A 16,678-nucleotide genomic window follows, 5' to 3' on the forward strand; every position below is an offset into this window, starting at 1 on the left:
GACTCATCCTTTCGACGGCTGTACCTCCACAGTGTGCGAGACCGGCATGCCCCGCCACGCGAAGCGGCCGGTCACCGGCACCTGTCACCGGTTCGGGCCGCCGGGTGCGGCCCGCCCCCGGCACGGTCGTCCGGCAGCCGGAACCACCTCTCTTCCCCGGCGGCGACGCTCGCCCGCCTGTCTCCGGGCAGGACGAGGGGCACGGGCCCCAGCCGGGACGGCGGAACCCGGATCCCGATCCGGCCGGGTCGGAAGGTGATGCGGATGTTCCGGTGCCCGAGGTAGCAGACCGGGAAGGTGGAGGCCGGCACTTCGGAGAGGGGCACCGGATCGACGTGCAGGCCGTCGGTTCCGGGATCGAGTCCGACGATGCCGCGCTCGACGAGGTCGAGCGTGCCGCCCATGGCACCGAGGTGGATCCCCTCTCCGGTGGTGCCGCCCTGGACATCGGCGATGTCACTGCGCAGGGCCTCCTGGCAGTAGCGCCACGCGCTCCCGCCCTGCTGCCGGGCGAGCACCCAACCGTGGACGAGGCTGCTGAGCGTCGAGCCGTGGCAGGTGCGCCGCAGGTAGTACGCCACCGTCCGCCGCCAGAGCTCGTCGTCCAGGCGGTAGCCGAGCCGGGCGAAGAGACGGGCGAGCTCCCAGGGCCGGAAGAGGTAGCCGAGCATGAGGGTGTCGGCCTGTTTGGACGCCTGGTAGCGGTTGGGCGTGTCCCCTTCGGCCTCCAGGATCCGGTCCAGCCGGCGGATGTCGTGGTAACGGGCACGGTAGGCGTCCCAGTCCAGCTCGGCGAGGTCGCCGTAGCCGTGGAACTGGCTGATCACGTCAGCGTGGAACGGCACGTACAAGCGGTGCGACACCTCCTCCCAGTGGTGCAGGTCGTCGACGCCGATGCCCAGGTGCGCACGGAGCTCCGCGCGTCTGGCGTTCGGCAGCTCTTCGTACAGGTCGAGGGCGCGGGCGAGCACCCATGCCGCTGCGACATTGGTGTACGCGTTGTCGTCGATGCCGGGGGCGGGGGCGTCCGGGTAGGCGTCGTGGTACTCGTCCGGGCCGACGGCGCCGCGGATGCGGTACCGGCCGAAGCCGGCGTCCCACGTCGCGACGGCACCCCAGAAGTGGGCCACGTCCAGGAGGAGTTCGGCTCCGGGTCCGTGCATGAATCCGGCGTCGCCGGTGGCCCGTCCGTAGTGCCACACGTTCCAGGCGACGGCGGAGCCCACGTGGTGCTGAAGGTGGGAGTGGTCGGGCAGCCAGCGGCCGGAGTGCGGGTTGAGGTGCAGCCGCTGGGTCTCCTCCGCTCCGGAACTACCGCTCTGCCAGGGGAACATCGCTCCCCGCGCACCGGCCCGGCGGGCGGATTCCCGGGCTGCGGGGAGACGCCGGTGCCGGTACATCAGCAGGGCCCGTGCGGTCTCGGGAAAATGCAGGGAGAGATAGGGCAGGACGAAGAGCTCGTCCCAGAAGACATGTCCGCGGTACGCCTCCCCGTGGAGGCCCCGGGCCGGAACGCCGGCGTCGATCTCCGCGGTGTGCGGGGAAAGGGTCTGCAGGACGTGGAAGGCGTGCAGGCGCAGGATCCGTCCCGTCTCGCCCGGGGCTTCCACTTCGCCCTGGTTCCAGAGCAGTTGCCACGAGGCCCGGTGGGCGGCCAGCAGGGCGGCGAAGTCCCGAGCGTGGACCACGTGCTCGATACTGCTGCTCAGCGGATCGCCCCAGGGGCGGTCGAGGGAGGTGAAGAGTGCTGCGGTCTTCACGACCACGACGTGCTCCGCGCGCCTGATCGGCAGGACGAACGTCTGCCGGACGCCGGTGGCCGTGCAGGCACTGCGCACACCGGCCGGGGTCCGGGCCCGCAGGCGTACGGCGAGCCCGACCCTCAGGTGCGAGTCAGCGGTGGCGCAGGACAACCACGCGACGTCGTCCGCCCCCACCCCGGCCCGGTGGTCGACGAGGTGCTGTCCGGCCAGGTCGCGGTAGCGGTCGACGCCCGTGTTCGCGATGTCTCCGTCCAGCACGGCCTCGATCTCGACCCTGCCGCGCCAGCCGTACGCGGTGAGGACGGTGCGCTGCGCCGCGAGACGCGGGTCGCCGGCGTGGACGAGACGGGTGTGGGTGACACCCAGGCGGCGGCCCTCGGCGTCGTGGAACAGCATGCGGCGGGTGAGCGTTCCCGATCGCATGTCGAGCGAGACGGAACAGTGGCGCAGGGTGGGGTGGTCGGGGGTGAGCCAGTCTCCCGGGGCCGCACCTTCGGGCAGGCAGCGGTAGCGCAGGGCGGTCCAGTCCGGCAGGCGGACCACGTCCTCGTTGGAGATCTTCCGTCCGGCGACCGTGGAAGTGAGCCGGTCGTAGCAGCCGGCGAGGTACGTGGCCGGGTAGTGGACGGCGTCGGCGACGGTCTCCGGGGATGAACCCCTCGTGGCGAAGCGTCCGTTGCCGAGGGTGCACAGGGACTCGACCAGCCGCTCGGCCTTCGGGTCGTAGCTGCGGTACTCCCACCGCCAGGCGGTGTTCACGGGCGACCGCCCTGGAGGACGGCGGGCAGTTCGGTCAGACCGCGCAGGACGAGGTGGGCGCCGTGTGCCAGGAGGGCCTCGCGCAGGTGCGGATCGTCCTCCCGGTCGAGTCCCACGACCAGCCGGAATCCTCCGCGGCGCGCGGCTTCCACGCCGACGAGTGCGTCCTCCACCACGGCCGCCCTCGCCGGGGCGGTACCGAGGCGGGCGGCGGCTTCCAGGAAGAGAGCGGGGGCGGGCTTTCCGGGCAGGTCCAGCGCGGCGGCGTCCTCACCGTCCACCAGTGCATCGAACGAGCTGCCGAGGTGCGCGGCTTCCAGGAGGGCGCGGGCGTGCCGGGACGCCGAGACGGCCGCGCACCGCAGCGACCTCTCGCGCAGCTGCCGGAGGGTGGGCGGGACGTCGGCGAAGGCCCTGACGTCTTCGGTCCGGAGAGCCTCGGAGAAGATCTGCTCCTTGCGGGCCGCCACGGCGTGGACGGTTCCGCAACCCGGTGGATCCTGCGGGGTCCCGGCGGGAAGCGCGATCCGGCGGGAGGCGAGGAAGGCGCGTACCCCGTCGAGGCGGGCCCTGCCGTCCACCAGCTCCCGGTAGTCGCGCAGTGCGTCGAAGGGTCGTGGTGGCCTCCCCTCGCGCCCCGACTGCCATGCGGCGAGGCAGCCGTCGAAGGCCTCCTTCCAGGCGGCCGCGTGACGGGCTTCGGTGCCGAGAAGCACTCCGTCGGTGTCGAAGACGACCGCTTCCGGACCGTTCATGACGCGCGCGTCACGCGACGGCCGGCGGGCCGGACCGTCCGCGGGACCGTGACGCGTCCGTGGGGGGCCTGGCCACCGGGTCCGGGAGCTTCTGCCGGCGGGTCTGTCGGGGGCCGCGGAAGACGAGTCCTTGCATGGCGGTCCTCTCATGGTGGGCGCCCCTGACTGCTACGGGGGTGCGGTAGACGTCGGGCTGCGCATCCGCGGCTCCTCCGCGCTTGGGCCGGTCGGCCCCTGCCGAGGGGACCGGTCGGGTCTGGCCCGCGGGCCCGGTGACTTGCGACGGTGGGATCGGACACCGTCCCCGAAAGGAGGGCCCATGTCCGGGTCGACCCCGCCTTCCGTCGGCCGCCCGGCCCTGCCGGACGTCCCCGGCAGCCTCGGGACGGTCACCGTCGTCGGCTGCGGGCTCTTCCAGGGTGGCGCGGACCCGCGCCGCCGCAACCGGAACCTGCCGGGCCCCGTCCGTCACGGCTTCCGCGGCCCGATCCCGCCCGGCGCCCCGCGGCCCGGCCCCGCCCGGCGCCGGGCGCCCGGCGTGAGCGTGCCCCTCGACGGCGCACACCCGCCGGCAGCGGAACCCCGCTCGCCCACGCACCCGAGGACCACACCATGACCTCCACCCCGTACACCGTCGCCGACGTGATGACCACCCAGGTCGTCGCCGTCACGCCCGACACCGGATTCAAGGACATCGCCGCCGCGATGAAGCGGTGGAAGGTGACCGCGCTCCCCGTCGTCGAGGGCGAGGGCCGTGTCGTCGGAGTGGTCTCCGAGGCCGATCTCCTGCCCAAGGAGCAGTTCCACGAGCACGGCCCGGGCATGATCGACCGGATGCGGCGCCTCGGTCACGACGCCAAGGCCGGATCCACCCACGCCGAGGACCTCATGACCAGCCCCGCCGTCACGATCCGACCCGACGCCGTCCTGCCCCGGGCCGCTCGCCTGATGGCCGACCGCCGCATCAAGCGCCTCCCGGTGGTCGACGCGGACGGCACCCTCAGGGGCATCGTCAGCCGCGCCGACCTCCTCAAGGTCTTCCTCCGCACGGACGAAGAGCTCACCGAGGAGATCCGCCGCAGCGTCATCGAGCGCCTCTTCCCGGTCTCCCACGACAGGGTCACGGTCACCGTCGCGCGGGGGACCGCCACCCTGACCGGCAGCGTGCGCGACCCGCACCTGATTCCCATGGCCGAACGACTCGCCCGGTCCGTCGAGGGCGTCGTCGACGTCCGCTGCCGGCTGGAGGCGCGCGGCGCGGCGTGAGCTCGGTCCTCCCGTCCGGCCGGGCGGGTGCCAGGCGTCGGGGCTTCGGCGACAGGGGGCGGAGAGGAGGTACGCGATGACCGCCGCAGGGGACGTGGCGCGACCGGGTGCCGGGAGCGTGCAGCAGGGCGAAGCCCGCGGGGACGCCGCAGGGCCGCCCGTCGTCACCTTGACGATGAATCCCGCGGTCGATCTCTGCTGGGAGGTCGACCACCTGGAGGAGATCGGAAAGAACCGCGCGCGGGTCAGGTCCGTGGCCGTCGGCGGCGGAGGGATCAACGTCGCACGTCACGTCGTCCGCTTCGGAGGACGGGCCACCGCCGTCCACACCGCGGGAGGCGAGGTCGGCCTGCGCCTCAACCGGCTGCTGGAGGAAGAGGGCATCGACCACGTGTGCGTCGACGTCGAGGACGACACCCGCGAAGCACTCGTACTCTTCGATGCCGCGTCGCGTCGCAGCTACCACGTCGTGCCTCCCGGCCCACGACTGCACGCACGGGAGGGACAGCGGGGCCTGGAGGTGCTGGCACAGGCCGCCGCCAGCAGCCCGTACGTCGTGGCCAGTGGAAGCCTGCCCGGCGGCCTGTCCGACGACTACTACGCGGCCGTCGCGCGCCAGGTCAGGGAAGCCGGGTCGCGACTGGTGCTGGACACCTCCGGTCCTGCTCTTCGGGCAGCGCTCACGGAGGGCGTGTTCCTGTTCAGGTGCAACCGGACGGAGGCCGCCGGGCTCACCGGCCGGGCCGTCAACGGCTTCGACGACGCCCGAGCCCTCAACGAGCACCTGCTCGAAACGGGGGCCGCCGAGATCGCCGTCACCACGCTCGGAGAGCTGGGCGCCCTGTGCTCGACCCACCTCGGCCACACCGAGCTCCACACACCGCCGCTGCCCGGCGAACCCCTGAGCGATGCGGGGGCGGGAGACAGCATGGTCGCCGCTCTCACCACGGAGCTGGTCGCCGGAGCGGACCCCGTCAGCGCCTGCGCCCTGGGCGTGGCCACGGCCGCCGCAGCGATGCTCACCCCCAGCACCGAACCCTTCGACGTGGACGTGGCGCTGGCGCTCCGCTCGCAGGTGAGGACCGTCGGTGCCTGAGGGGCCCCCACCGTACCCCGCCCCGGCACGGACTCCGCCTTCGCCCGTCCCGGGACCGGTGGAGGACGGCGGGCAGGTCCTTCGCCCGGACCACGTGCGTCCCGCCGGCGGCGCCGTCAGCCCCAGCGGCGCGGAGGCACCTCGTCCAGGCGGACGAACGGAATCTGCCGGCCCGCTGCCCGGAACGACTCCGGGTCGTGCGTGGGCTCGCCCAGGGCGAGCCAGCGGCACAGGACCCGTGCGGCGCGCGGGTGCCGTACGGAGTAGTCGGCCATGACCTCGCCGCCTTCGTCCGCCGTGAGGAAGTGCGCGCTGACCGGATAGACCGTCCGACCGACCTGGATGGTCACCTTCGGAACGTGCCGCAGGTTCCGGTACCACTGGGCCTGGGCCCCGAATCCCGAGGCGACGGTCCAGCTCCCCCGGGCCGGATCGTGAGCCACCACCTCCAGACAGACCTCGCGGGGCTGCCCGGACACGCGCCCGATGTGCCGGAGGAGAAGCATCCGCCTGCCGAGGAGCGCGCCGAGGCCGATGCGGTACAGACCGATCGGCAGCCGGGCGACTGCTCTGCGCCAGCCCGTGGGCGCTTGCGGGCGCTGTCGTGGGCTCACCGTGCCGCCCCCGGCTCCCGCGTCATGGCGCCGCCGCTGCCGACAAGTACGTAACAGTCGCATCGCGGGGTGATTTGCTGGATAAACTTTTGCATAGTCTAAACGTGACACGCGGCGGGCCCTCCGATCAACAGCCGCTTCCGTGTCGATGGACAGGAATGGGCGCTGCTGTCCGCACGCCGACGAGGACCCGGGAGTACGACGTGGATCTCCATCGCTCCGGGAGCGTCCCCGGCAAGCGCGCGCTGCTCGCGATCCCCTATGCGGTGATGGCCATCGTCGCGGTGGCGGACGTCACCGCGGGACCGGGAGTGGGACTGCTGCCCCTGGTCTCGCTCGGGCCGGCCTTCGCCGGCCTCGCGGGCAGTTGGCGCCGTACGGCCGCCATCGGCGCGGCGGCGATGGCCCTGTGCTGCGCTCTGGGTCTCTACGACGGCCTCTTCCAGAACCGCCGCGGCTACACCGCCCTGACCGCGGTCGCCGGGGTGACCGTCGCCGGCATCGCCGCGGCCCTGGTCCGCGGACGTCAGGAGCGCGAGCTCGCAAGCGTCCGCACCATTGCGGAGGCGGCTCAGCGGGTACTGCTGCGGCCGGTGCCGCGCAGCGCCGGGCACCTGCGCGCCGCGGTCTCCTACACCTCCGCCGTCGCGGAGGCCCGGATCGGCGGGGATCTGTACGAGGTCGTTCCGGTGCCCGGGGGTGGCGTCCGTGTGATCATCGGAGACGTCCAGGGCAAGGGGCTGGAGGCGGTCGAGACGGCGGCGACCGTGCTCGGCGCGTTCCGCGAAGCCGCGCACGACGAGCCGCACCTGACCGGTGTCGGCGCCCGGGTGGACCGGGCGGTTCTGCGCACCCTGGGAAGCGACGGTTACGGGGAGAAGTTCGTCACGGCGCTGCTCGCGGAGATAACGGAAGCCGGCGGGGTCGTCTTCCTCAACTACGGTCACGCGCCGGCCATGCTCCTGCGCCCGTCCCGCCCCCCGGCCTTCCCCGAACCCCCTCAGCCCGCTCCGCCGCTCGGCCTGGCCTGGAGTGCCGCGGACGGCCCCCAGCCCTACAGCATCGACTTCGGCCCTGGAGACCAACTGCTCCTCTACACGGACGGCGTCTCGGAGGCCCGCGACACCGATGGCGTCTTCTACCCCCTGGGGGAGCGGAGCGGGCTGCTGTCGGACCCGGATCCCCAGCAGGCTCTCGACGCGCTGCGCGAGGATGTCGTGGCCTACGCCGGCGGGCCCCTGCACGACGACGCGGCCATGCTGTTGCTGCGGTGCCGGCAGGACGCGGGCGTCGGACCGGTGGGCCGGTCGGACGAGGCACCGGCGCCGGCCTGACCGTAAGGGCCGGTGCGGCGCTGCCGGCCGCCCCGGGTGCGCACGGCGTCCGTCCCGACGGGCGCGAGGCTTCGGCGTAGCGGCCCCCGGGGGCCGTCACCGCTTCCTAGGCCGACTTCCCATCCCTGCGGCCGGATGTGTCGCTCCATCCGAGAGGGAAAAGCGGCCTGTCCCCTTTGGACACGGGCGGCTCTCCCCCGGCGGCGTTGAACGCGGTGAGCGCGCTGACCAGTGCGGTGCGCTGACCGGGGTCGATACGCGCGGCGATGGCCGCGATCTCCTCCCTGCGCCGGGCCGTGACCTCTTCCACGAGCCGCAGTCCGGCCGGTGTCGCCGTCAGTATGGTCTCGCGGCGGTTCTCGGGATTGGGCCGCCGGTCCGCCAGTCCCGCCGTGATGAGCCGATCGACCATGCGCATCGCCGTCGAGGGATTGACGCCCAGGGCGTCCGCGAGCACCACCAGCTTCGCCGCCCCGCGCGTGGCCAGCACCACCAGCATCCGGAACTGCGCGAGCGTGACCTTGTCCTCGGCGGCCGCCAGTGAGCGGGCGGAAACCGCCACGAGGAGCCGTGAGGCCGTCAGCAACGCCCGGGTCACGTCGTCCACGTCATCGGTGTCATCCACGCCGAACGGAGAAGCTTCGGCGCGCGGGAGATCGGTCATACCCCTTTCTACCGTCTGCGCCCCCCGGCGCGCTGAACGGGCCCACTCCCGCTCGGCGGGCCGGCCTGCGGAGCACCCTGCGGGCTCCGGCGGGGCCCTCGCTCACCGCCGCCCCGGCTTCCGGATCGGGGAGGACGGCGGTCTCGATCGTGCCCCTCCGCCCCGGGCGCACCAGCAGTACCGAAGGGCGTCTATATCCGCCCAGCAGCCGACGAAACCCCCGGGCACCCGGCGAAGCCATAACGTTCAAGTGGCAAATTTGGCACAGAGCAAAGACGTTGCACGCTCGTTATAAATCAAGGGTGGTGGGGCAAATATCCGACTTTTTCCTACCCAAAGGCTCGCACTGTTCACCCTCAGCAGCTCCAGAAGCGCCTCGCCTTCTATCACGAACAGGTGCATCTTCGTAACCCTCTAGGGCCATGCGATCTAGTCCGGTCATGGGTAACTTCGGCCCGCATGACCGCCCATGCAGAACTGGCCTCATACCGAAAGCCCCTCACATCCGCTTCTGTCAGCTCCACCGTGCACATCGACCGCCCCCGCCCGAGCGACGGCACCGCCCTGTGGCGCCTCGCCCGCGACTCCAGGACCCTGGACCTCAACTCGTCCTACAGCTACCTCCTCTGGTGCCGTGACTTCGCCGGCACGTCCGCGATCGCCCGCGATCGGGCCGGCCGCGCCGTCGGGTTCGTCAGCGGCTACCTGCGGCCGGACCGCCCCGGGACCCTGTTCATCTGGCAGACCGCCGTCGACGAATCCGTCCGCGGGCTGGGGATCGCCGGGGCCATGCTCGACAGCCTCTCCGCCCGGGTCGCCGCGGAACACGGACTGAGCTTCCTGGAGACCACCATCACCCCCGGTAACCACTCGTCGGAAAGGCTCTTCGCCTCGTACGCCGAGCGTCACGGCGCGGCCCTGGAGCGCGAGGTGCTGTTCCCGGCCGACGCCTTCCCCGGGGGCGGGCACCAGCCCGAGGTGCTCCACCGCATCGGGCAGCTCCACTTCTGACCCGGTCGCCCGCCGCCCGTACGCCGAACACCGAACACCGACTGGAGATCCACCTTGACCATGACCGAGCCGGTACTGTCCGTCTTCGAGACCGTGGAGTCCGAGGTGCGCAGCTACTGCCGCGCCTGGCCCGTCGTCTTCGAGCGCGCCAAGGGCAGCCGGCTGTACGACGAACACGGCCGCAGCTACCTGGACTTCTTCGCCGGCGCCGGGTCCCTGAACTACGGCCACAACAACCCGGTCCTGAAGCGGGCCCTGCTCGACTACCTGGAGCACGACGGCATCACGCACGGGCTCGACATGTCGACCACGGCCAAGAGGACCTTCCTGGAGACGTTCCGCTCCCGCGTCCTCGAACCCCGCGCACTTCCCTACAAGGTGATGTTCCCGGGGCCCACCGGAACCAACGCCGTCGAAGCGGCACTCAAACTGGCCCGGAAGGCCAAGGGTCGCGAGTCGGTGGTCTCCTTCACCAACGCCTTCCACGGCATGTCACTCGGTTCCCTCGCCGTCACCGGCAACGCCTTCAAGCGGGCCGGGGCGGGCATCCCCCTGGTCCACGGCACGCCGATGCCCTTCGACAACTACCTCGGCGGCAGGACCCCCGACTTCCTCTGGTTCGAGCGCCTCCTGGAGGACCAGGGCTCCGGCCTCAACCAGCCGGCGGCCGTCATCGTCGAGACGATCCAAGGCGAGGGAGGGATCAACGTCGCCCGCGCGGAGTGGCTCCGCGCCCTCGCGGAACTGTGCCGACGCCGCGACATGCTGCTCATCGTCGACGACATCCAGATGGGCTGCGGCCGCACGGGCGGGTTCTTCTCCTTCGAGGAAGCGGGCATCACGCCCGACATCGTCACCCTGTCCAAGTCCATCAGCGGCTACGGACTGCCCATGTCTCTCTGCCTGTTCAAGCCCGAGCTGGACCTGTGGGAGCCGGGCGAGCACAACGGGACATTCCGCGGCAACAACCCGGCCTTCGTCACCGCGGCCGCCGCTCTGGAGGCCTACTGGAGCGACGGGTCCCTGCGCGAGCGCACCCTCGTCCACGGCGGGCGCGTCGAGAGCGCCCTGCGGGAGCTGTGCGCGGAACACGGCCGGCTGGGTGCGACGTACCGGGGTCGCGGACTGGCCTGGGGCATCGAGTTCACCCAGCGGGAACGCGCGGCGGCGGTCTGCCGCAAGGCCTTCGAGCACGGCCTGCTGGTGGAGACCTCCGGTCCCGAGGACGAGGTCGTGAAACTGCTCCCGCCGCTCACCATCACCGACGAGGAACTCGACGAGGGCCTGGCGATCATCGCCCGCGCCGTCCGTGAAACCGCCTGACCGCACGGCACCGACACCGCGAAGGACAGCACCATGATCGTCCGATCGTTCAAGGACATCGAGGGAACCGACCGTCACGTCAGGGCGGCCTCCGGTACCTGGGAGAGCAAGCGCATCGTCCTGGCCCGGGAACGCGTCGGCTTCTCCCTCCACGAGACCGTCCTGTACGCCGGCACCGAGACGTCCATGTGGTACGCGAACCACGTGGAGGCCGTGGTCTGCACGGCCGGAGAGGCCGAGCTCACGGACGAGGAGACCGGAATCACCTACACGATCACGCCGGGAACCATGTACCTGCTCGACGGCCACGAGCGGCACACCCTGCGCGTCCGCCAGGAGTTCCGCTGCCTGTGCGTCTTCAACCCGCCCGTGACCGGACGCGAGGACCACGACGAGAACGGCGTCTACCCGCTGCTCACCGAACCCGACCACCACTGAACGCGCAGAAAGGAGAGACAGGTACCACCATGAACCACGCCACCACGCGAACCGTGCGCGACCTGTATCCGACCCGCGGCTCCGAGGAAGTACTGATCGGTCGCAAGGACCCGGTCGTCTGGTCCGAGCCCGGCACTCCGGGCCCGATGTGGGCCCACGAGCTGGAGAGCTACGAGCGCGACGGCTTCCTGGCCGTGGACCAGCTGATCACGCCCGAGGAAGTGGACGTCTACCGGACCGAGATGGACCGGCTGCTCCGTGACCCCTCGACGCTGGCCGACGACCGGTCCATCGTGGAGCCCAAGTCCCGGGAGGTCCGCTCCGTCTTCGAGGTCCACCGGATCAGCGAGGTGTTCGCGGGCCTCGCCGCGGATCCGCGCGTCGTCGGCCGCGCACGCCAGATCCTGGGCTCCGACGTGTACGTGCACCAGTCCCGGATCAACGTCAAGCCCGGTTTCGGCGCCAGCGGCTTCTACTGGCACTCCGACTTCGAGACCTGGCACGCCGAGGACGGCCTGCCGAACATGCGCACCGTGTCCGTGTCCATCGCCCTGACGCAGAACCACACCACCAACGGCGGGCTGATGATCATGCCGGGATCGCATCGGAGCTTCCTCGGCTGCGCCGGTGCGACGCCCGAGGACAACTACAAGAAGTCCCTCCAGATGCAGGACGCCGGCACCCCGTCGGACGCGGCACTGACCAAGTTCGCCTCCGCGTGCGGGATCACGCTCTTCACCGGCGCGGCGGGCTCCGCCACCTGGTTCGACTGCAACGCGATGCACGGTTCGGGCGACAACATCACCCCCTACCCGCGCAGCAACGTGTTCCTCGTCTTCAACAGCGTGGAGAACCGTCCGGTGAAGCCGTTCGCCGCCCCGGTGCGCCGCCCCGCCTACATCGCCTCACGGGACTTCACCCCCGTCGGCTGACACCTCCGACCGGCCGGTCCGGCGCAGCGCGCCGGACCGGCCGGTCCCCCTGCCCGCAAGGCCACCGAAAGGAATCAGATGCCCCAGCACAAGGACCTCTCCCGGAGAGGGTTCCTCTCCCGGACCGCTGCGCTCGGGGGCGCGGTCCTGGCGCCGGGCCTGATCACCGCGTGCAGCCGCACCGAGGTGGGGTCCGGAGCTCCCGCCGACGACGGCGAACTGCTGGCGAAGCTGCGCGGGCAGGGGTACGTCCGCGTCGGGTTCGCGGGAGAGGCTCCCTACGGCTTCCAGGACGGCAACCAGCTGGCGGGCGAGGCCCCCACACTGCACCGGGAGATCTTCTCCGCACTCGGGGTCCGTGACATGCGCCCGACGCTGACCGAGTTCGGGGCCTTGATCCCGGGTCTGCTGGCCGGACGCTTCGACGTCGTGAGCGCCGGAATGGCCATCACCCCCGAGCGGTGTGCCAAAGTCGCCTTCTCCGAGCCAGAGTTCGTCTCGCCCACGGCGCTCATGGTGCCCAAGGGCAACCCCCGGAAGCTGAGCGATCTGGATTCGGTCGCCGCCGGCGGCGCCACGGTCGGGGTGCTGACCGCCGCCGTCGAGGCGACGTACGCGCAGGGGGCCGGCGTGGCCGCTTCGTCGGTCAAGTCCCTCGCCAAGCAGCAGGACGGCCTCGACGCGCTGGTGGCCGGGCGGATCGACTGCTTCGCGCTCACCGGCATCTCGCTGCGCTGGCTCGCCCGGACGAACTCCGACGCGCCGGTCGAAGTCCTGGAGCCGTTCCTTCCGAAGCTGAACGGGACACCGCAGTACAGCCCCGGAGGCGCAGTGTTCCGGCCCGGGGCGACGGCGCTGCGGGACGCCTTCAACGGCGAGCTGGCGAAGATCACCGGCGACCCCGCCCGCTATGTCGCGCTGATCGGCAAGTACGGGTTCACCGAGGCGGAGGTCCCCCCGGCGACGCTCCGGACCGCCGGACTGTGCGCGCAGTGACGAGAACCTCGACATGACCGACTTCTTCCACGAGTTCGCCCGATCGCTGCCCGGCATCGGCGAGGGCATCGGGGTGACCCTGCTGGCCACCGCGCTCAGCGCGGCGGTGGCCCTGCTGGTGGCCTTCGGCTTCGGACTCATGACGCGCTCGCCCCGGTTGCTGGTACGCGGACCGGCCCGGTTCGCCGTCGAGTTCTTCCGCGGTACGTCGCTGTACGTGCAGTTGTTCTGGCTCTTCTTCGCCCTCCCCGTCCTCGGTATCCGGCTGGAACCCATGGCCTGTGCTGTCGTCGCCTTCGGCCTGAACTTCGGTGCGTACGGCTCCGAGGTCGTGCGCGGCGCGCTCGGCTCCGTCCCGCGCTCCCAGTGGGAGGCCGCGCTCGCGCTCGGGATGAGCCCGCGGCAGCGCTTGACCCGGGTGATGCTGCCCCAGGCGTGGGTGCAGATGGTCCCGCCGTTCGGCAACCTCCTCATCCAGCTCCTCAAGGCCACTCCCCTGCTCTCCTTGATCACCATCGCCGACCTCACCTTCGAGATGGACCAGCTCAGGTCGCTCACGGGCAGCACCGCGGAGGCCTACCTCGCCATTCTGGTGATCTACTACGCCATCGCCGCAGCACTGAACTCCTTGATGAGGGCAGTGGAGTCGTCGGCGAAGACCCGGCTCGGCCAGGACGCGGGGGGCTCTTGATGTGGTCCTGGGAGACGGCCCGGGAAGGGCTGCCGGTCATCCTGAGCGGGTTCCGCACCACCCTGCTCGCCACGGTGCTGGGCTCCGCGCTCGCGATGGCACTGGGTCTGGTGATGGCGGTGCTGCTGCGCAGTCCGACGCGCTGGGTGACCCTGCCCCTGCGCCTGGCCGCCGACTTCGTGCGGTCCACGCCCGTGATGATCCAGCTGTTCGCCGCCTGGGTGCTCATCCCCGGAATCGACGCGCTGACCCTGGGCATCGCCGTACTCGGCGTCCACTACGCCTGCTACACGTGCGAGGTGTACCGGGCGGGAATCGACGCGGTGCCTGCGGGCCAGTGGGAGGCCTGCACCGCGCTGTCGCTGCCGCGGCGGCGGGTGTGGTGGGCGGTGGTCCTCCCGCAGGCGGTGCGCAACGTCCTGCCGGCGCTGGGCAACTACGTGATCTCGATGTTCAAGGAAACCCCGTTCCTCTCGGTGATCGCCGTGCAGGAGATGGTGCAGCGCGCGAACGAGTACGGCAGCGTCCACTTCGCGTATCTCGAGGCCTTCACCCTGGCCGCCCTGCTCTTCCTCATCGCCGGCTACCCCGCCTCCGTGCTCATGAGACGACTGGAGAAACGCCTTGCCCAGTGAGATTCCGACCCCGGCGGCGGAGATGGTCCGCTTCGACGGGGTCGTCAAACGCTTCGGCGAACAGACCGTGCTGGACGGGCTCGATCTGAAGGTCGCCCGCGGCGAGAAGGTCACGCTGATCGGGCCCAGCGGCTCCGGCAAGACCACCATCCTGCGTCTGCTGATGACGCTGGAGCGGGTCACCGAGGGAACCATCCATGTGGACGGAAAGCCCTTCTCGCACATGCCGGACCGCCGCGGGGGCGGGCTGGTGCCCGCCGACGAGAAGCACCTCGCCGTAGCCCGCCGGCGCATCGGCATGGTCTTCCAGCAGTTCAACCTGTTCCCGCACATGAAGGTGCTGGAGAACGTGATGGAGGCCCCCGTCCACGTACTGGGCCTGAGCAAGGACGAAGCGGCCGAGCGCGCCCGGGAGCTCCTGGACCTGGTGGGGCTCGACGACAAGCACGGCGCGCACCCCGTACGCCTCTCCGGCGGCCAGCAGCAGCGGGTGGCCATCGCGCGCGCCCTGGCCATGCGACCGGACATCCTCCTCCTCGACGAGGTCACCTCGGCACTCGACCCGGAGCTGGTGGCCGGGGTCCTCGACGTCCTCAGGGACGTCGCACGGACCACGGACATCACCATGCTCTGCGTCACCCACGAGATGGGCTTCGCCCGGGACGTATCCGACCGGGTCCTGATGTTCGACCACGGCCGGGTGCTGGAGTCAGGGCCTCCCGAACGACTCTTCGAAGCACCCGCCCACGAGAGGACCCGGTCCTTCCTCGGCGCCGTCCGCTGAGCCGGACAGCACACCCAGGCACCGCACCCGGTGCCGTCCACACGGAAACAGAAGGCCGTCAGCACTTGTCGACTCAGAGAACCATCCACATCGCCGGCACCTGGCGAGGCGCCCACTCCGGCGACACCCGCCAGATCATCGACCCGGCGGACGGTCAGCCCTTCGCCGTGGTCGCCGAGGGCGGCCCGCAGGACGCGGACGCCGCGGTCACCGCGGCGCGCGCCGCCTTCGACGCGGGTACCTGGCCCGGCACGCCGGTCCCCGAACGGGCCGCGCTGTTGCGCCGGACGGCCTCCCTCCTGATCCGGGACCGCGAGGAACTGGCCCTCCTGGAGAGCCGGGACGCGGGCAAGACCGTCGAGGAAGGACGGGCGGACGTGGACTGCGCCGCCGACGCCTTCCGCTATTTCGCCGACCTGGTCATCGGTGAAGGCGCCGGACGCGTCGTCGACGCCGGCACGGAGACGGTCCACAGCGTGGTCGTGCACGAGCCGGTCGGGGTCTGCGCGCTCATCACCCCGTGGAACTATCCGCTGCTCCAGGTGAGCTGGAAGGTCGCACCGGCACTCGCCGCCGGCAACACCTTCGTCGTGAAGCCGAGCGAGCTCACCCCGCTCACCACGGTCGCCCTCGTCGCGCTGCTCGCGGAGGCGGGACTACCGGCCGGCGTCGCGAACGTCGTGACCGGACCTGGCCACACCGTGGGGGCCCGTCTGGCCGAGCACCCCGACGTCGACCTGGTGTCGTTCACCGGCGGTGTGACCAGTGGCGTGAAGGTGGCGGAGGCGGCCGCGCCCGGCGTCAAGAAGGTGGCACTGGAGCTCGGCGGCAAGAACCCCAACGTCGTCTTCGCGGACTCGTGCGAGACGCCGGAGGGCTTCGACACCGCGGTCGACCAAGCGCTCAACGCCGCCTTCATCCACAGCGGGCAGGTCTGCTCCGCCGGTGGCCGCCTGATCGTCGAGGAGTCCCTGCGCGAACGCTTCGTCGCCGAGCTGAGCCGCCGGGCCGGTCGCATCCGGCTGGGCAGGGGAACCGAGAAGGGCGTCGAGTGCGGGCCGCTCGCGTCGCTCGCCCAGTTGGAGCGGACCGAGGCGTACGTCGCCTCCGCCCTGGCCGACGGCGCGGTGCTGCGCAGCGGCGGGGCCCGGCCGAAGCCGAACGGAGTCCTTCCCGAAGGCGGGTACTTCTACGAACCGACGGTGCTCGACCGGTGCCACCGCCAGATGCGCGTGGTGCGTGAGGAGGTCTTCGGTCCCGTGCTGACCGTGGAGACCTTCCGCAGCGAGGACGAGGCCGTGGCGCTCGCCAACGACACCGACTACGGGCTGGCCGGAGCCGTGTGGACAGCCGATGCCGGCCGCGCCCGGCGGGTCGCCGCGAGGCTCCGCCACGGCACGGTCTGGATCAACGACTACCACCCCTACCTGCCCCAGGCCGAGTGGGGCGGCTTCGGCAAGTCGGGCATCGGCCGCGAACTCGGCCCCACCGGGCTCGCCGAGTACCGGGAGACCAAGCACGTCTACCACAACCTCGCGCCGCGTCCCGTGCGGTGGTTCTCGGGATGACACGACGACCGGGCTGCCCGCGCCCCGGCAGCGGCCCGGTCCACGGCGC

17 protein-coding genes are annotated in these 16,678 nt (G+C 71.4%); 13 read left to right on the forward strand and 4 right to left on the reverse strand.

Annotation, left to right across the window (positions count from 1 at the left end; all coding sequences use genetic code 11):
• Positions 1–71: 71 nt before the first annotated feature.
• The gene (locus AW27_RS02565; RefSeq protein ID WP_052030107.1) at positions 72–2,522 is read right to left on the reverse strand and encodes a glycoside hydrolase family 65 protein; all 2,451 of its coding nucleotides are present in this window, start codon (positions 2,520–2,522) and stop codon (positions 72–74) included.
• Positions 2,519–3,277, reverse strand: a complete 759-nt coding sequence (locus AW27_RS02570; RefSeq protein WP_037916886.1) for an HAD family hydrolase — start codon at positions 3,275–3,277, stop codon at positions 2,519–2,521. Before AW27_RS02570 ends, AW27_RS02565 begins: the two co-directional genes overlap by 4 nt.
• A gap of 319 nt (positions 3,278–3,596) precedes the next feature.
• On the opposite strand from AW27_RS02570, the gene AW27_RS02575 reads away from it, so the two are divergent.
• From AW27_RS02575 to AW27_RS02585, 3 genes are all read left to right on the forward strand, one after another.
• Positions 3,597–3,893: a hypothetical protein gene (locus tag AW27_RS02575; protein ID WP_037916883.1), complete on the forward strand. Its 297-nt coding sequence runs from the start codon at positions 3,597–3,599 to the stop codon at positions 3,891–3,893.
• The gene (locus AW27_RS02580; RefSeq protein ID WP_037916879.1) at positions 3,890–4,543 is read left to right on the forward strand and encodes a CBS domain-containing protein; all 654 of its coding nucleotides are present in this window, start codon (positions 3,890–3,892) and stop codon (positions 4,541–4,543) included. Before AW27_RS02575 ends, AW27_RS02580 begins: the two co-directional genes overlap by 4 nt.
• 76 nt (positions 4,544–4,619) lie before the next feature.
• Positions 4,620–5,639 (forward strand): 1-phosphofructokinase family hexose kinase, encoded by a 1,020-nt coding sequence (locus AW27_RS02585; RefSeq protein WP_078555903.1) that lies wholly within the window; start codon positions 4,620–4,622, stop codon positions 5,637–5,639.
• A gap of 116 nt (positions 5,640–5,755) precedes the next feature.
• Here AW27_RS02585 and AW27_RS02590 read toward each other — a convergent pair whose 3' ends face one another.
• Positions 5,756–6,253, reverse strand: coding sequence for a nitroreductase family deazaflavin-dependent oxidoreductase (locus tag AW27_RS02590; protein WP_037916876.1), 498 nt, complete (start codon positions 6,251–6,253; stop codon positions 5,756–5,758).
• Between the two features lie 269 nt (positions 6,254–6,522).
• Here AW27_RS02590 and AW27_RS02595 point away from each other — a divergent pair, with 269 nt between their 5' ends.
• Positions 6,523–7,587, forward strand: coding sequence for a PP2C family protein-serine/threonine phosphatase (locus tag AW27_RS02595; protein WP_052030227.1), 1,065 nt, complete (start codon positions 6,523–6,525; stop codon positions 7,585–7,587).
• Between the two features lie 106 nt (positions 7,588–7,693).
• On the opposite strand, the gene AW27_RS02600 is transcribed toward AW27_RS02595, so the two are convergent.
• Complete coding sequence (locus tag AW27_RS02600; RefSeq protein ID WP_052030106.1) at positions 7,694–8,251, reverse strand: MarR family winged helix-turn-helix transcriptional regulator; 558 nt, start codon at positions 8,249–8,251, stop codon at positions 7,694–7,696.
• Positions 8,252–8,710: 459 nt separating this feature from the next.
• Between AW27_RS02600 and ectA the strand changes: the two genes are divergently transcribed.
• From ectA to AW27_RS02645, 9 genes are all read left to right on the forward strand, one after another.
• A complete protein-coding gene (ectA, locus tag AW27_RS02605; RefSeq protein ID WP_052030105.1) occupies positions 8,711–9,262 on the forward strand; it encodes a diaminobutyrate acetyltransferase in 552 nt (183 codons plus the stop codon).
• A 54-nt stretch (positions 9,263–9,316) separates the two neighbouring features.
• Positions 9,317–10,585, forward strand: coding sequence for a diaminobutyrate--2-oxoglutarate transaminase (gene ectB, locus AW27_RS02610; protein ID WP_037916866.1), 1,269 nt, complete (start codon positions 9,317–9,319; stop codon positions 10,583–10,585).
• A gap of 33 nt (positions 10,586–10,618) precedes the next feature.
• Positions 10,619–11,023, forward strand: coding sequence for an ectoine synthase (locus AW27_RS02615; protein ID WP_037916864.1), 405 nt, complete (start codon positions 10,619–10,621; stop codon positions 11,021–11,023).
• Positions 11,024–11,052: 29 nt separating this feature from the next.
• Entirely contained in the window at positions 11,053–11,955 is a 903-nt protein-coding gene (thpD, locus tag AW27_RS02620) for an ectoine hydroxylase (RefSeq protein ID WP_037916860.1), read from the forward strand.
• A 78-nt stretch (positions 11,956–12,033) separates the two neighbouring features.
• The gene (gene ehuB, locus AW27_RS02625; protein WP_037916858.1) at positions 12,034–12,951 is read left to right on the forward strand and encodes an ectoine/hydroxyectoine ABC transporter substrate-binding protein EhuB; all 918 of its coding nucleotides are present in this window, start codon (positions 12,034–12,036) and stop codon (positions 12,949–12,951) included.
• Positions 12,952–12,964: 13 nt separating this feature from the next.
• A complete protein-coding gene (ehuC, locus tag AW27_RS02630; protein WP_052030104.1) occupies positions 12,965–13,642 on the forward strand; it encodes an ectoine/hydroxyectoine ABC transporter permease subunit EhuC in 678 nt (225 codons plus the stop codon).
• Complete coding sequence (ehuD, locus tag AW27_RS02635) at positions 13,642–14,277, forward strand: ectoine/hydroxyectoine ABC transporter permease subunit EhuD (protein WP_037916855.1); 636 nt, start codon at positions 13,642–13,644, stop codon at positions 14,275–14,277. Before ehuC ends, ehuD begins: the two co-directional genes overlap by 1 nt.
• Before the next feature lie 22 nt (positions 14,278–14,299).
• The gene (gene ehuA, locus AW27_RS02640) at positions 14,300–15,061 is read left to right on the forward strand and encodes an ectoine/hydroxyectoine ABC transporter ATP-binding protein EhuA (RefSeq protein ID WP_037918254.1); all 762 of its coding nucleotides are present in this window, start codon (positions 14,300–14,302) and stop codon (positions 15,059–15,061) included.
• A 65-nt stretch (positions 15,062–15,126) separates the two neighbouring features.
• The gene (locus tag AW27_RS02645; protein WP_037916852.1) at positions 15,127–16,629 is read left to right on the forward strand and encodes an aldehyde dehydrogenase family protein; all 1,503 of its coding nucleotides are present in this window, start codon (positions 15,127–15,129) and stop codon (positions 16,627–16,629) included.
• The last annotated feature ends 49 nt before the right edge of the window (positions 16,630–16,678 follow it).

Source organism: Streptomyces sp. PCS3-D2 (genome assembly GCF_000612545.2).
Lineage (GTDB): Bacteria > Actinomycetota > Actinomycetes > Streptomycetales > Streptomycetaceae > Streptomyces.